This is a genomic window from Arthrobacter pascens, assembly GCF_017052465.1.
Taxonomy (GTDB): domain Bacteria; phylum Actinomycetota; class Actinomycetes; order Actinomycetales; family Micrococcaceae; genus Arthrobacter; species Arthrobacter pascens.
The window spans coordinates 80,318-95,038 of record NZ_JAFHKT010000150.1 but is presented as its reverse complement, the minus strand read 5'-3'; the positions used below and the strand labels follow the sequence as shown (position 1 = coordinate 95,038).

General features: G+C 68.4%; 12 protein-coding genes. 5 read left to right on the top strand and 7 right to left on the bottom strand.

Features of this window, described 5'->3' with window-relative positions; all coding sequences use genetic code 11:
• Positions 1-189: 189 nt before the first annotated feature.
• The 6 genes from menD to JYA52_RS17925 form a co-directional block, all read right to left on the bottom strand.
• Positions 190-1,881 carry a 2-succinyl-5-enolpyruvyl-6-hydroxy-3-cyclohexene-1-carboxylic-acid synthase gene (menD, locus tag JYA52_RS17950; protein WP_205654655.1) on the bottom strand — a complete coding sequence of 564 codons (1,692 nt, stop codon included), beginning with the start codon at positions 1,879-1,881 and terminating at the stop codon, positions 190-192.
• Positions 1,882-2,344: 463 nt separating this feature from the next.
• On the bottom strand, positions 2,345-4,438 hold the full coding sequence (locus JYA52_RS17945; protein ID WP_205654610.1) for a PhoX family protein: 2,094 nt from the start codon (positions 4,436-4,438) through the stop codon (positions 2,345-2,347).
• 108 nt (positions 4,439-4,546) lie between these two features.
• The gene (locus tag JYA52_RS17940) at positions 4,547-5,560 is read right to left on the bottom strand and encodes an o-succinylbenzoate synthase (RefSeq protein WP_205654609.1); all 1,014 of its coding nucleotides are present in this window, start codon (positions 5,558-5,560) and stop codon (positions 4,547-4,549) included.
• A 72-nt stretch (positions 5,561-5,632) separates the two neighbouring features.
• Complete coding sequence (locus JYA52_RS17935) at positions 5,633-6,289, bottom strand: class I SAM-dependent methyltransferase (protein ID WP_205654608.1); 657 nt, start codon at positions 6,287-6,289, stop codon at positions 5,633-5,635.
• A gap of 144 nt (positions 6,290-6,433) precedes the next feature.
• Positions 6,434-7,837, bottom strand: a complete 1,404-nt coding sequence (locus tag JYA52_RS17930; RefSeq protein ID WP_205654607.1) for a sensor histidine kinase — start codon at positions 7,835-7,837, stop codon at positions 6,434-6,436.
• Positions 7,830-9,410 (bottom strand): response regulator, encoded by a 1,581-nt coding sequence (locus tag JYA52_RS17925; protein ID WP_205654606.1) that lies wholly within the window; start codon positions 9,408-9,410, stop codon positions 7,830-7,832. Before JYA52_RS17925 ends, JYA52_RS17930 begins: the two co-directional genes overlap by 8 nt.
• Before the next feature lie 508 nt (positions 9,411-9,918).
• Here JYA52_RS17925 and JYA52_RS17920 point away from each other — a divergent pair.
• The 4 genes from JYA52_RS17920 (at position 9,919) to JYA52_RS17905 (ending at position 13,260) form a co-directional block, all read left to right on the top strand.
• The gene (locus tag JYA52_RS17920) at positions 9,919-11,520 is read left to right on the top strand and encodes a sensor histidine kinase (protein ID WP_205654605.1); all 1,602 of its coding nucleotides are present in this window, start codon (positions 9,919-9,921) and stop codon (positions 11,518-11,520) included.
• Positions 11,517-12,266, top strand: coding sequence for a response regulator transcription factor (locus JYA52_RS17915; RefSeq protein ID WP_205654604.1), 750 nt, complete (start codon positions 11,517-11,519; stop codon positions 12,264-12,266). Before JYA52_RS17920 ends, JYA52_RS17915 begins: the two co-directional genes overlap by 4 nt.
• Before the next feature lie 123 nt (positions 12,267-12,389).
• Positions 12,390-12,890 (top strand): hypothetical protein, encoded by a 501-nt coding sequence (locus JYA52_RS17910; protein WP_205654603.1) that lies wholly within the window; start codon positions 12,390-12,392, stop codon positions 12,888-12,890.
• Positions 12,862-13,260, top strand: a complete 399-nt coding sequence (locus JYA52_RS17905) for a hypothetical protein (RefSeq protein WP_205654602.1) — start codon at positions 12,862-12,864, stop codon at positions 13,258-13,260. The genes JYA52_RS17910 and JYA52_RS17905 overlap by 29 nt, the downstream gene beginning before the upstream one ends.
• A 21-nt stretch (positions 13,261-13,281) precedes the next feature.
• Here the strand turns inward: JYA52_RS17905 and JYA52_RS17900 are convergent, their stop codons facing one another.
• Positions 13,282-13,677, bottom strand: coding sequence for a hypothetical protein (locus JYA52_RS17900; protein ID WP_205654601.1), 396 nt, complete (start codon positions 13,675-13,677; stop codon positions 13,282-13,284).
• A 129-nt stretch (positions 13,678-13,806) separates the two neighbouring features.
• Here JYA52_RS17900 and JYA52_RS17895 point away from each other — a divergent pair, with 129 nt between their 5' ends.
• Positions 13,807-14,682, top strand: a complete 876-nt coding sequence (locus tag JYA52_RS17895) for a phosphatase PAP2 family protein (protein WP_205654600.1) — start codon at positions 13,807-13,809, stop codon at positions 14,680-14,682.
• Positions 14,683-14,721: the final 39 nt, after the last annotated feature.

The following is a 14,721-nucleotide window of genomic DNA, read 5'->3' as shown; positions in this document are numbered from 1 at the left end:
GTCATGGTTCGTAGACTCGCAGGTCACGGTATCCCCATGACAGGGGCCAAGAGCACCATGTGGATATCCCGGGCGGGCCCCCTGATGACTCGCCCCGGCGCCAGCGACGCGGAAACTACCCCACGCGCACGGAATTCCAGTAGCGGGAGGAAGTTTGCGCAGCGCCAGGCAATCGACAAGGCGGCCCCGCTACTCGGCCAGGACCCCTGCCACGGCCGCGCTTACCGCCGACCTGATCCGCCGGTGCAGGGTCCGGAGCCCCTGCCGGTCCGTGCGGACCTCAATGATGGTGCGGGCCGCGAAGGGTGCGGTGAGAGCTTCGGCGAGTCCCGCCGTCGTACTTACCGTGCAATGCCCGACGCCGTACGCTGCGGCGAGTGCCGCGATGTCCACTGAGTGGGGGGTGCCGAAGAGCCGTTCGACGGCGTCTCCGTAGCCGCCTCCCTCAGCCACCGCGCCGTGTTCCAGAAGGTTGAAAATCGCCCCGCCGGAGTCATTGAGGACCACAATGCGCAGCTGCGGCTGGTCTTCGCCGGCCCCGAGGAGGAGGCCGCCGGCGTCGTGCAGGAAGGTGACGTCGCCCAGCAGCAGGGTGGTTTCCTGGTGGCCGCCGAGGGCGATGCCGGTTGCTGTGGAGATGGTGCCGTCGATCCCGGCGAGGCCACGGTTTGCGAACACGGTGGCGGTCGGTTCGGCGGCGGGCTGGCCGGCGAGGTCCACGTCGCGGATGCCGTTGGAGGACCCGAGGACCAGCTGGCCGCGGGAGTGCTTCCAGATGAGGGCTCCCACCGACGGGCCGGTCGCGGCGTCGTGGTCGGAGAGCACGCCGTCGACCGCGTGCTGCGCCGCGGCACCGGCGAGCAGCCACGCGTCGAGCCACCCCGAGGAGCCCCGGCCGGCGAACTCGGCGAGCTCCGTCAGGCTGGCCACGGGTGTTTCGCGGCGGCGGCCGGGCTCGTGCCAGGCCACCGGTACGGGCTCGTACAGTGCGGTGGCAACGTCCGCCCGGGCCAGCAGCGCCGAGACCGGCCGCGACAGGGTGGGGCGCCCGAACACCACCGCGCGCTCGATCGGCTGCGCAGCGTCAGGGCCGAAGTGCTCCAGCAGCAGCCGGTAGGGGCCCACGGCGTTCGGGCCGAACCGCGAGTTCGACGACGGCTCGGCCAGCAGCGGCAGGCCGTGGGCCCGGGCGAACGCCTCCGCAACGGGACCGGCGTCGTGCCCCGCGAGCACCACGGTCCGCCGCTCCGGCAGGTCCGCCGTCGTGTGCGTCAGGGACATGGTGAGCGGCTCGGTGCCGATGCGGAACGTGCCGTGGCCGCGCTGCTCCGGCAGCCGCTCCCCCGCCTCGGGAACCAGCGGGTCGCGGAACGCCAGGTTGAGCTGCACGGGCCCGGGCGGCGTGTCCTCGAAGGCCCCGGTGGCGGCGGCGAGCGCCGTTTCGACGGCGCGCTGCGGGCTGTCACCGGCAGGGACGTCGACGGCGAAGCGCACGTGCTCGCCGAACAGGTCCAGCTGGACGGTGGTCTGGTTCGCGCCAGTTCCGCGCAGCTCCTCGGGACGGTCGGCGGAGAGCACCACGAGCGGGACGGCGGCATGGTTGGCTTCCATAACGGCCGGCAGGAGATTCCCGACGGCGGTCCCCGACGTGGTCAGGACGGCCGCCGGAGCGCCGGTCACCAGGGCCAGGCCCAAGGCCGTGAAGCCGGCAGAACGCTCGTCGATCCGGACCAGCAGCTCCACCCGGCCCGCCGCCGAGGCCTCAGCCAGTGCGTAGGCCATGGGGGCGGACCGCGACCCGGGCGACACCACTACATACCGGACGCCGCCAGCGAGCAGCCCGGAAACGGCGATGCGAGCGGCCGCCATCGACGTCAGCATGCGCTCCGGATCAGCGCGCGCATGAACGGGCACGGAGCCTGAAAAGGCGTGGATAGCAGGGGCGGAAGGCTCGGTCTGGTCCTCGGAGGTCACCGAACAAGTCTGCCACCAACCAACCCTCCCGCACGTCCCGCCGCCCCCACCCCGACGCCCCCTCACATCCCGCCGCCCCCACCCAAACGCCCCCTCACATCCCGCCGCCCCCACCCAAACGCCCCCTCACATCCCGCCGCCCCCACCCAAACGCCCCCTCACATCCCGCCGCCCCAACCCAAACGCTCCCTCACTTCCTGTCGGGACAGAAAGTGAGAGAGCGTCAGGCACAACCCCGCAGGAAGTGAGGGAGGATCCGGCACAACCCCGCAGGAAGTGAGGGAGGATCCGGCACAAACCCGCAGGAAGTGAGGGAGCGGCGGGCGGAAAGCGGCGGGATGTGAGGGAGGGTTGGCGGTGGGGTTCGGTTCTAAGCGTCGGCGCGGAAGACCTGGATAACGGACGGGCGCGGGGCACGGGCCTGGCCGCGCTGCACCGGGGCACCGGCGCGCACGTAGTCCGGGAAGTAGGAGTTCGGCGCCTCGAAGGTGCCCTCCTCGCCCGGGTGCTGGACGGAGACGAACACGGTGCGCTCGTCGTCGTGGATGATCGGCCCGCAGGTCTCGGCGTCACGGGGAACCGCGAGGAACTGCTCCACACGGCCACGCTCGGCTCCTTCGAGGGTGACCTTGAACAGGCCGTCGGCGCGGCCGATGCCCGAGGGGGCCCCGTCGGTGGAAATCCAGAGGTTGCCGACCGAGTCGAACGCTAGGTTGTCCGGGCAGGAGATCGGCGAAACCTGGTCCGCCGGGAAGCCGGAGAAGTACGTGACGTCGCCCTGGGCCGGATCGCCGCAGACCATGAGGAGGTTCCAGGTGAACCTGGTGGAGGTCTGGTCGCCGGTCTCGGTGATTTCGACGATGTGGCCGTCGCGGTTTTCGTTGCGCGGGTTGATCTCCGTGGCGCCTTCCTTGCCCGCCTTGCCGCGGTCGGAGTTGTTGGTGCATGCCACGTACACCTTGCCGGTGAACGGGTTCGGCTCCACGTCCTCGCAGCGGTCCATCTTGGTGGGGCCGACCTTGTCCGCGGCCAGTCGCGTGTAGACCAGGACCTCTTCCACGGACATCCCGGCGACCTTGGACTTGCCGCCCACCACCAGGGGCAACCATTCGCCCTTGCCGTCGAAGGATCCGTCGGCAGGCACCTTGCCGGATCCGTCAATCTCGGCCGCCGGTGAGTCACCCGTGAACTTGGCAACGTACAGGTCACCCTCGGAGAGGAGCGTCATGTTGTGCTTGCGGTCACCCTCGCGGTACTTGGCCTTCGAGACGAACTTGTAGAGGTAGTCGAAGCGCTCGTCGTCGCCGGAGTACGCCACGACATGCCCGGACTTCGCCACGATCACGTTGGCGCCCTCGTGCTTGAAGCGTCCCAGGGAGGAGTGCTTTTTCGGGGTGGAGGTGGGGTCGAACGGGTCGACCTCCACGATCCAGCCGAAGCGGTTGGCCTCGTTCTCGTAGCCGGGGTTGTTGGTGTTGAAGCGCGGATCGTCCAGTTCCCACTGGCGGGCCGTGGCCTTGTTGGTCAGGCCGTAGCGCTTGTCCGCGGCGGAGGTTCCGGGCGCAACGAAGTAGCCGTTGAAGTTCTCTTCGCCGGACAGGATGGTGCCCCACGGCGTGGTGCCGCCGGCGCAGTTGCCCAGCGTCCCGTTGATCCAGCGGCCCTCAGGGTCCGCGGTGGTCTTGACCAGTGCGGAGCCGGCGGCAGGGCCCGTGAGCTCGTAGCGGGTGCTGTTCAGGTACCGACGGTTCAGCTTCGCGCCCTGCACGTACTTCCACGGCGAGCTCTTGTTCGTGCGCTCCAGTTCGACGACGGAGAGCCCGTGGGCTGCCTGGCTGACGGCGCGGACGTCGGCGGCGGGCATGGACGGCGGGAACATGATGGCGTCGTTGGTGTACTCGTGGTTGGCGAAGAGCACCGCGCGGCGGCCCTTGCTGCCAGGGATTTCCAGGATGTCCGTGTAGTCATTGTTGTAGCCGAACTGGCGTTCCTGGGCCGCGGCAGTCTGCTTGGCGAGGTCGAACGCGGGGGCGTCCTTGAAGATGGGGTCGCCCCAGCGGATGACCGGCTTCCAGGTAAAGCCCGCGGGCACAGTGACGGCGTCGACGTCGGCCGGAACTGAGGGGATGGCGGTGAACTGCAGCTTGGAGGCGCCCGCGCGTCCGTAGCCGTTCTTGGCGGCGGCGGAAAGCCCCGTGCCGCCGTCGGCTACCGCGGTTTCGGAGGATGCCAGGGAGCCGCCGAGGACGACGGCGAGGGCACCGGCGGCGCCGAAGCCCAGGGCGGCGCGGCGGGACAGCGTGGTGGACGCGATGTCGCGGAAGTAGCTGTTGGAGCTGGTGTTGCAGACCTCGCCCGAGCAGGCGTTGTCGCACTTGAGCGCGCAGGTGACGGGGCTGCGCTTGCCTTTGGTGTGGCCAAGCATGGGCAGCAGGGCAAACTTGCGCCCGGGGGTTTCAGACATGGAGGGACCTTCCAAGGGGTGTGATGCGGTCCCGCCCACCCTGTCAGCGACACCTAAAGACGAGAGGTCACTACGGTTAAGATCCAGTGAACTTACAGGCCTGTAAGTTCACGCAAGCTCCGCGTAAACCCGCCGTAGCCGGGACAGCCACCACTCCTTCCTGTCGGCCGGGGCGGCATACCGCTCCAGCAGCCCCTCATCGGCGACGGCATCGCGCAACCGGATGGCGCCGTCGTCGGGCACCAGCGGATCAGAGGTGACGTCCCCGGCGAGCAGCGACACGGTCCCCAGCCCGCAGGCGTAGGGCAGTTCCGGCAGGGCTGCCGCCAGGGCCAGCCCGGCGCGGATCCCGACAGAGGTGTCCAGCGCGGAACTCACAACGGCGGGCAGCCTGGCCTCGGCCACGATGGACAGCGCCCGCCGGACTCCGCCAAGCGGTGCCACCTTCACCACGATGAGGTCGGCGGCACCGGCACGGGCGACCTTGAGAGGATCGTCTTCCTTGCGAACGCTTTCGTCGGCCGCAATCAGCACGGGGACGCCCGTCCGGCGCAGCTGCCGGCGCACCTCCGACAGGCCGTCGATGTCCGGCACCGGCTGCTCGGCATATTCGAGCCCTGCCCCGGCCAGCCGGGTGAGCGCCTCCACCGCCTCCGGGACGCGCCATCCTCCGTTGGCGTCCACGCGGATGGCGGCGTCCGGCAGCTCGGCGCGGACGGCGGCAACGCGGGCGGCGTCGTCGTCGAGGGACTGCCCGCGTTCCGCCACCTTGATCTTGACCGCATCCACGCGGCCGAAGCGGGCCAGGATTTCCGGAACGCGCGCCGCGGGAACGGCCGGCACCGTGGCGTTGACGGGGATGCTGGTCCGGATCGGCTCAGGGAATCCCTGCCAGCCGGCCTCGATGGCGGAGGCGAGCCAGCGGGAGGCCTCCGCGTCGCCGTATTCCGGGAAGGGGCCGAATTCGCCCCAGCCCGCCGGGCCCTTGAGCAGCAGCGCTTCACGTTCGAGGATGCCGCGGAACTTCACCCGCATGGGCAGCACCACCACGCGGGCGGCGGCGAGTAGCTCCTCGACCGGCGGCGGAAGCGGGGAAGCCACGGGAGGCGGTTCGGCAGGCATGACTTCACTGTACCGGCGCCCACCCTGCCCAGCTGGCAGGGATTAGGCTATGTGGACAACCCGCCCAGAGGGTCAGTCAGGACGTGTGGCGTGCCCCAGGATATGCGCCACCGGCGGCGTCAGCGCCTGGGGGGCGAAACGGAAGCGCTCGTTGTCCGTCACCTGGAATCCCGCGGCCCGGACAGCTTCCAGGGTGTCCCGGTTGGGGTGGCAGCCGCCCGCCATCCGCTGCCAGACCGGCGTCAAGACATCCTCCGCTGCGGCAAGCAGCCGGCTGTCCGAACGGACATGCTCGTAATACGCCAGCGTTCCGCCGGGGCGGAGGACGCGGAAGATTTCCGCGAGCGCCGCCCCCTGGTCGGCGACGCTGCAGAGCACCAGGCTGCAGACCACCGCATCTGCGCTGGCGTCCGGGACCGGGATCCGCTCGGCCGAGCCCGCCACCACCGCGACGGGGACAGGCGCCGACTTGGCCCGGACATCGGCCAGGCCGCGCAGATAGTCGTCCGGCTCAACGGCGAGAACATCGGTGACAGCGGCGGGGTACAGCCCGAACGACGATCCCTCGCCGGCGCCGACCTCGATGACGCTGCCCTGCAGACCCGCCAGCAGGCGGCGGCGATGTTCAGCGCCGCCGCGGCGGTTCATTCCGACGACGGCCCGTGCGTACGCGCGGGCGAACCGCGGATGCTGCAGTGCGGCGGGTCCTTCCGGATTCTGCGGTGACATCACGGTTGTGCTCCCTCTAAACGACGCCGGCCCCCACGTCGTTGGAGGGGCCGGCGGTATTGGGGGCGGTGCCGTGGAGCACCGCCGCTGTTGTCATAGGCGGAGCCAGGCCGGCGGACCGCCCGGACTTTGTCCCTCCGTCCGCTAGCGTACCGGCTGCGGCACTCCCGGAGCAGCGCTGCGTTGAACGTCGTCCGTATGGTCGGCCTCGGTCCCGGCCCCGAACCGTGCGATCACTGTTGTCCCCTTCCCGGGCACCGACAGCACCTGGACCGATCCTCCGGCTTCCCCGATGGTGTCCCGCATGATCCGCAGGCCGAAGTGCCCTTCAGGGGATCCGAGGCTCTGGTCAAAGCCGCAGCCGTCGTCGGAAATGCGTATTTCAGAGTGTTTCCCCACCTGCCGCAGCCGCAGTTCCGCCTTCGTCGCCTTGGAGTGCTTGGCGGTATTCGCCAGGGCCTCCCGCGCCACCCGGTAGAACAGTGCGGCACGGTCACGGTCCAGGTCACACGTGGGTGGCAGGTCCAGGGTGAGGCTGATCCCGCGTTCCTCCAGCGGATCACCCAGCCGTGCCAGGGCCCCGGAGAGGCCCAGCCGGTTGAGGTCCGGTGGGTACAGTTCGCTGGTCATGGCGCGCAGGTTCCGCACGTTGTCCTGCAGGATCCGCCGGGCCTCCGAGAACAGCCGGCGCTGGCCCACGGGACGGTGCAGTTCCTCGGATTCCAGCACGTAGGACAGCCCTGAGAGGTCCTGGATCACTTCGTCGTGCAGGTCGCGGGCGATCCGCTGGCGCTCCAGCTCCGAGGCTTCGATGGCGCGGTGGAGGAGCCGGGTCCGGCCCGCTTCATAGGCCTGGATCCTGCGGGCCAGCCGCACTGCCGGCAGGAGCTGCGCCAACTGAAGAACACCCAGCGCCAGGAGGAACGGCGGAACCATGTCCAGCAAGACTGCAGCCTGTTCCTGGCGGACGGCGTCGTCGTCGTAATAGGCCTCGAACGCGAGCCGCTCGCCGTTGGGCGCCGTCACCGGTACGTAGACTTCCACCAGCTCGCCAGAGTTGACGCCCTCGGCCTGCACTTCGTCCGTCTGTACCTCCAGCGTGGCTTTGACCGGCTTGCCGGCCAGGACCTCGAGGGCATCATGCGGCAAATCGAACTTCTGGCCGATGAGCTTCTCGTCGTCGGAGTAGACCATGCGACCGTCCGAATCCCAGAGCCTGATCTCGAACACGGACCGCTCCCCCACCCAGGGGCGCAGCCGCTCGTCCAGCCTCGCGATGCCTGCCGGATCCCCGGACAGCACTGCCTCGTCCAGAAGCGGTGCCACCACGTTTTGCGCCAGGTTCTCGGTGGCCAGCTGCGAGTTCTCCAAGGCATGGTGCTCCGCCTCGGACCAGATCCAGAAGGCCACCGGGGTGGTGACCACCACGAGCGCTGCGAGCCCCATGATCAGGAACTGCCGCACCGCCTGGAAGACCTCCGAACGCTCAGCCTGCCGCGATTCAAAAGGGTTGAACAGGGCAGGCTTCCGAAACGATGGCCTAGCCATCGGACGGCTGCTCGAGCATGCCGCGCCGTGAAGCTTCCATGACCGATTCGAGCTGCGAGTGGGTGCCGAGCTTGGCGAAGATCGCCTTCACATAGCCCCGGCAGGTGTTGAGCGAGATGTCCAGTTTGCTCGCCACCTCCTTGGATCCGTGGCCGCCTGCCATGAGCCGGAGGACGTCCAGCTCCCGCGGCGTCAGCACCGGGCCGCCGGGTTCGACTTCCCGGACGACTGGCGCCGGCTTCGGGGTGCTCATGCCCAGCTGGGCCACCAGGGACGGGTGGACCACCATGTTCCCGGCCCGTGCGTACCGTAGCGTGTCCAGCAGCGTGGACAGCGAGCCGCCCTTCGGGAGGAAGGCGCAGATGCCCATCGAGGCGGCGGTGCGCAGGGCGTCCGGGGTCGGATCTCCGGTGAGCATCACGATCCGGGTCTGCGGGGCGTCCGCCAGGATCCGGGCAGCGGCGGTGAGGCCGTCGCCGTCGGGCAGGTGGTAGTCCATGATGACGACGTCGGGCTTCAGCGCCATGCTCTGTTCCACGCCGCTCTTGGCCGTGGTGGCCGAGGCGACGCTGCGGAGGTCCGGCTCGCGGTCCAGGGCGGCGGTGAGCAGCTCCGTGAACGTGCTGTGGTCGTCGATGGTCAGGATGCTGATTTCGCGCATGCTTTGTGAACTAACGGGAGGAAGCGGTGAGTCGGCGTCGGACAGGTCGGCCGCTTCGTCGTCGCTCGCGGCCGTGGCCTGCAGCAGCCTGGCGTGTGCGTCGCGGAGCGCCCGGCCCGGAAGGCAGCCGATCTCCTGGTCCATGACCCGGCGGCACCGGCCGTACGCACGAAGCGCCTCCATGTACTGTCCGGATTCTTCGAGTCCGAGCACCAGGGCGGTCCAGGCACGCTCGTTGATGGGATCGTCAAGCAGCAGCTCGCTGGCCAGGGCCACGGCGCGTTCCGGCTGCCCTACGGAGACGGCGGCCTCCGCGGCGCGGGCCTTGATGCCGGCCACGCGGGCCGCGTGGAGTGCCCGCTCCTCTTCGGCCCAGCCGGCGAGGAGCTCGTCGCCGAGCAGCGGCACGGACGCGATCTCCAGTGCCTTCTCGAGCATCTTGTAGGATTCGTCCGGGTTGGCGTGCCCTGCCTGCTTGAGCAGATCGTCGAACCGGTCAAGGTCAAGGTCAACCATGCTGCGTTCCATCATGTAGCCGCCGGTGACTGTCCGGAGGGCGCCGCCCTTGCCGGAACCGGGCTGCAGGTGGCGGCGCAGCACGCTGACGTAGCTTTCGAGGGTGGAGAGCGCCTCGGCTGGAGGCTGCCCGTTCCACAGGACGTCGATCAGGTGGTTCTTGGAAACCGGTGTGCCCAGCTTGAGCAACAGGATCTCCAGCACCTGACGTGGTTTGGGGCCGCCCAGCTCGTGCGATCCGATGACCACGCTGCCGCGGCGGACCTTGAGCGGACCCAGGATGCTGATGGACAGCCGCGTCGCGGTTCCGCCTGCACCCTCCTTGGCTGTCGGAGGGAACTCGTCGTCGTGTGCTCCACGCGACCAGCGAGTGGCCTCTGCAACTGTCTGAACCATCTGTGCACCTACTATCCCCATGTGAACTGCATTCCCCATGAATGGCTTGACCCTCATATTTGTCACTCGTGCAAGTACGGGCACGAGTAGCGAGTACTCGATTTTTCGGTGGCGGACTACTTGGATGCGTCTGCGCCCGGGGGCTGCCCACTTGGGTCCCAGGCCTGCCGGTCCGGCCGGGGCACCCCTCAAACCGTGGGGAGAAGCCGCGTGAGACCGGAGGCATCGCCAAGTTTTTCCCAAGAACGCGGGCCTATGTTGGTATTACCGCAGTTCCCAGCGGCTTCATGCGATCCTCGCCACCCGGAGGACCGCCGGATAGGCATGGAATGAGTGAACCGATGACGCGGACCATGGCAGCACAGGGTCCAACCAAGTACTCCGAGTACCCCGCCGTGAGTACCGTGATCGTCGCGTCCGGGAACGAAAAAATTTCTGCCGCCGGCGGCAATATGTGCGGCGCGTTACGCGAACACTTCCGGCTCCGGCAGCTGCAACGGGTAAGACAATGAAGTCCGCCAGTGTTCTGCGCGCGGAGCTGCGGAGCGAAATTCACTCCGTCCGGTTCCGGGTACTGGCCACGCTCCTGGTTTTCATGGCGGTGGGCCTCATGGTTTCCGGAGCGGTCACCTATGCGGCGCAGCTGAGGAGCCTGGACGACCGTGTTAATGAGGAACTCCAGCAACCGAGGAAGAATCTGAACACGCTGGTCCAGCCGGCCCCGGGCAACCCCGGATTCTCGTCGCTGGATGAACTGTTCACACTGTTCCTGCGCTCGGAGACGCCCGGCGGGCACGAGTCGCTGATGACGATGATCCGGGACGGCAACACGATCCTGCCCGGCGGCGACCAGGCCACCAACCTGCGCACCCTGGCGGTGAGGGACGAGATCTGGGCCTGGAGCCGCCCCGACCGGACCGTGGTGCAGGACACCGTGATCGATGGCCGGGAAGTGCGCCTCTCCATCACGCCGGTGAAACTGCAGGGCAAGCCGGGAGAGGGGCTCCTGGTGGTCGCCAATGAGATCGGCCGGCAGCGCGACCAGATCGTCAGTTCCATGTGGACCTATGCCCTGGCCGCCCTGGCGACCCTCGCCGTCGCGGGCTTCATGGGGTATGTGTTCACCGGCCGGCTGCTCAGCCCGATCCGGCGCCTGCGGGAAGCCACCCAGAACACCACGTTCGAAGACCTGACCAAGCGCGTGGAGGTCACGGGGAGCACGGACGACGTTGCCCAGCTGGCCACGAACTTCAACCACATGCTGGAGCGGCTCGAGTCCGGTTTCGAGAACCAGCGCCGCTTCGTGCACGACGCCGGCCACGAACTCCGCACTCCCATGACCGTCATCCGGGGGTACCTGGAGCTGCTGCGCGCGGGCGATCCCGAGGATGTGGACCAGACCCGCATCCTGCTGCTCGACGAGCTGGACAGGATGCAGGTGCTGGTGGAGGACCTGCTGATCCTTGCCCGCTCCGGCCGGCCGGACTTCGTGTCCCCGGAGTGGATCGAGGCCGACATTTTCCTGGAGAACATCCTGAACCGCATCAAGGTCTTCGGTCCGCGCCGCTGGGAGCTGGACGCCAAGCCCGGCGGCCTGGTCCGTGCCGATCGGCACCGGCTCATGCAGGCGCTGGAACAGCTCGCGGTCAACGCGGTCCGGCACACGTCCGAGACGGACCGGATTTCCGTCGGGGCGGCCTGGGCGAAGAACGACGACGGCGGCGCACCTTTGGGTGCGCGGCCGCACCCATCGACGGACCTCGAAATCTGGGTCTCGGACACCGGCACCGGCATCCCGCCCGAGGACCACGAGCGCATCTTCGAACGGTTCGCGAAGGGCCGCAATGCCGCGGGATCGTCCGAGGGCTCCGGGCTGGGGCTCTCGATCGTCAAGGCCATTGCCGAGGCGCACGGCGGAAGCGTCCGGCTGGAATCGGCGGTGGGCCAGGGAAGCCGGTTCGTGCTGACCATCCCGTCAGGGGGTGGGGACAGCGCCGAGGCAGAATCACCCGGCGCGGCCAAAAGAGCGGCCACCCCGCACGCAAAATCCCGGCTGACCCGGCCGTCGTCGGGCACGGCCGTCCTCTCCAATCACGGAGGCAACCCGTGACCCGAATCCTCATCGCCGATGACGAGCCCCGCATTGCGGCCTTCCTCGTCAAGGGCCTCACGGCGGCGGGATACACCACCACCCAGGTCGGCGACGGCGTGAAGGCGCTCGACTATGCCACGTCCGGCGAGTACGACCTCCTGATCCTCGACATCGGCATGCCCCGCATGGACGGGCTGGCCGTCCTCCAGAACCTCCGTGCCATGCACTCCACCATTCCGGTGATCGTCCTCACCGCCGCGGACAGCCTGGAGAGCACGGTTTCCGCGCTCGAGGGCGGCGCGGATGACTACATGACGAAACCCTTCAGGTTTGAGGAACTGCTGTCCCGCGTGAAGCTGCGGCTCCGGGGCACATCGCCCGTCACGGCTGCGCCCACCCTCGTCTGCGGCGACCTGACGCTGGACATCAACCTGCGGACGGCGCAAATCGGCGGACGGGTCATTGAACTCTCGGCGCGGGAGTTCGTCATGGCACGGACCCTCATGGAGAACGCCGGCCGCGTGCTCAGCCGGGAGCAACTGCTGAGCCGGGTGTGGGGCTACCACTTTGAAGGGTCCTCCAACGTGGTGGATGTTTATGTGCGGTATCTGCGGCACAAGCTCGGTCAGAACCGGATCCAGACTGTCCGCGGCGTGGGCTACCGTCTCGTATGCCTGCCTGACGACGCATCCCGGGCCGCCGGCGCCCCACCGGACAGCCCCAGCAACGGAGACCCGAACGGCCAGGAGCCCGCCCCGGTCTGACGGGCCTCATCAAAAGGCGCCCCCAAATGCCCCGGCGCCGGATGAGAGGATTCTCATCCACGTCTCATTCTTGCCTCACCTTCGCGCCTCACTGTGGAAACACCAACGAGGGAAGGCGGGCCGGTGAAGAAGCTGTCGGTGCTGAGCGTTCCCCTGATCGGCCTTGCCGGTCTTGCGGTCTGGACGCAGGCGCTTACCGGCGTGCCCGCGGACCAGCCCGCCGGCGTCGTGGTGGTCGATCCCGTCCGGCAGGGCACCGTACCCCGGGCGAGCGACGCGTCATCCTCAGCAGAGCTGGCTCCCCGCAGCACGCCCCGGACGACCGCCGAGGCGACGTCCCCTTCCCTTAAGACCGCGCCTCTCAAATCCGCGGCATCCTCCACGTCGGCGCCCGACGCCAGCGGTTCCAACACGGCCCCCCAGCCGGTCGAGGTCGCCCAGACTCAGGCCACCGACCTGCCCGCCGAGCTCGGTTCGAGCGGCGATGACCCGGGCGTTGTCCAGCGCGTGGAACCGACACAGGTGACGTCTCCGGCCGTGGCACCGACAGGAAATTCCACATCTCCAGTGAAGCCCGACGACAAGGGCGGGCTGGATGGCAGCGGGGGTAACGGCGATGGGTGAGCGCCAGCGTGACAGCAATGCCCAGATTTCCCCGAAGAAGGAGTCCGTGATGCACAGGAACTACCGCGACCTGCATGAACCCATTCCACCGGAACGCCGCGGTTACACGATCGGCGTGCCGAACAGCCAGCCCTCCACCGTCACCATTGACGATTCCGAACTGCACCAGCAGGTCCTGGACATCATCCAGAACGTGCTGACCACCGCCGATCCGCGCTCAGACGTCCGGCGCCGGCTGCTCCGGCACCTCGCGGAGAACCCCGGGCATCCCGAGCAGGCGCTGCTGGATCACCTGAAGGAACGGAACAAGCGCAACGGCACTCCACAGCCGGCAGGCAACCACGCTGTACGGCAGGTCCCAGGCCATTAGACTGCGCCATAGAAGGAGCGCCTAGAAGAGCAGCAGCACGAACCCGCCCGCCGTGCAGAGAATGCCGAGGCCGGTGAGGATCCAGCCGAGGATCAGGACGGTGTTGTCGTGCTTGGGCGGCTCCAGGCCCCAGCGGGAGGGGTGGCAGAGGTCGTAGTGGAGCTTCACTTCGTTGCCTGCCACCAGTCCCCGTGCCACGTCGGCGTCCACGAGTGTCTGCCGGGGGACGTTGTCCTGGTCAGTCCAGCGGAATCCGGTGAAGCCCCCGGCGGTGTAGACCTCGCCCGTTGTGCTCGTCCACTGGCACCGCCGCCTGCTGATGACCAGGCCCCACACGAGCAGCGGCACGCCGGGAATGAACCCCACCCAGGTCATCAGTTCCAGGATGGGGCCCAGAACATCCGCGAGTCCGGCCATGCTCAAACTCTATCCGCCGGAGAGCCCCCGCACGGTCAATCAACAGGTGGCTCCCAGAAAACTGTGACACCCTTTAATACGATGATTTCTCAGCTCAGGGCCCCCCGACGCCAGCAACCCGCGGGCCGGATGCGCCTCCCGAGGGGCACCGGTTTCCTCTTTTTCGTGGCCACCCTGGCCTGCATGGCCGGGCTCGCGGCCACGTATTACTACTTTGTCCGCACCACCACCGGCCAGTTCATCGACGAGTCCGCCCTCGTGGAGGCAGTGGAAATCCACGGACCTGCGGGCAAGGTCACCACCCGGTTCCTGGACTGGCTGCCCACCATCTCCCTGGTGATGGCCGCCGTCGTGGTTCTTTTTGTGACAGTGATCCACCGCCGCTGGCGGGCCGCGGGCATTGCCCTGGCGGCGTGCGTGGCGGCGAACATCGCCACACAGGTGCTTAAGCAGCTGTTGCCGGTGCGGCCGGACCGGGGCGTGGAGACGCTGGAGCTGAACTCGCTGCCGTCGGGGCACACCACGCTGGCGGCGTCCGCGGCCGCGGGGGTGTTCCTCATGGCGTCGCCGCGCTGGCGGCCGCTTGCCGGGTTCGTGGGCGGCAGTTTCGCGATCGCGTCGGGAATGTCCACACTGGTGAACCAGTGGCACCGGCCCGCGGATGTGGTGGCCGCTTTCCTCCTGGTGGGCTGCTTCATGATTCCCGCCGGCTGGCTCATCATCCGCACGGGCACCCATGAGTGGAACGTGTGGGACGGCTTCAACGGCCACTGGGCGTCCGCGCGGCTGTGGCTCGGGCTGCCGGTGGTGATCGGCCTGGCCTCCGCCGCGGTGGCGGTGTATTCGTTGGTCAAGATCGCGCCCGTACCCGGCCAGGAGGGCAGCACCACCAACTACTTCTGGGCGGGGATTTCGCTGATCGTGATCGCCGGATATCTTGCCACCGTGGCCACGACGTCGCTGTTCGCGTACGCCGCACGGCGCCGGGACATTGCCCGGGCGTAGCGACTCCTCCTTTACAACCCCGGCACCGAAGCCCACAAT

Bases quoted from the DNA above. Each gene is read 5' to 3' on its own strand.
- JYA52_RS17900 (WP_205654601.1), bottom strand. From the start codon at position 13,677: ATGGCCGGACTCGCGGATGTTCTGGGCCCCATCCTGGAACTGATGACC.
- JYA52_RS17920 (WP_205654605.1), top strand. From the start codon at position 9,919: ATGAAGTCCGCCAGTGTTCTGCGCGCGGAGCTGCGGAGCGAAATTCAC.
- menD (WP_205654655.1), bottom strand. From the start codon at position 1,881: ATGCTGACGTCGATGGCGGCCGCTCGCATCGCCGTTTCCGGGCTGCTC.
- JYA52_RS17925 (WP_205654606.1), bottom strand. From the start codon at position 9,410: ATGGTTCAGACAGTTGCAGAGGCCACTCGCTGGTCGCGTGGAGCACAC.
- JYA52_RS17935 (WP_205654608.1), bottom strand. From the start codon at position 6,289: ATGTCACCGCAGAATCCGGAAGGACCCGCCGCACTGCAGCATCCGCGG.
- JYA52_RS17940 (WP_205654609.1), bottom strand. From the start codon at position 5,560: ATGCCTGCCGAACCGCCTCCCGTGGCTTCCCCGCTTCCGCCGCCGGTC.
- JYA52_RS17905 (WP_205654602.1), top strand. From the start codon at position 12,862: ATGGCAGCGGGGGTAACGGCGATGGGTGAGCGCCAGCGTGACAGCAAT.
- JYA52_RS17930 (WP_205654607.1), bottom strand. From the start codon at position 7,837: ATGGCTAGGCCATCGTTTCGGAAGCCTGCCCTGTTCAACCCTTTTGAA.
- JYA52_RS17895 (WP_205654600.1), top strand. From the start codon at position 13,807: ATGCGCCTCCCGAGGGGCACCGGTTTCCTCTTTTTCGTGGCCACCCTG.
- JYA52_RS17945 (WP_205654610.1), bottom strand. From the start codon at position 4,438: ATGTCTGAAACCCCCGGGCGCAAGTTTGCCCTGCTGCCCATGCTTGGC.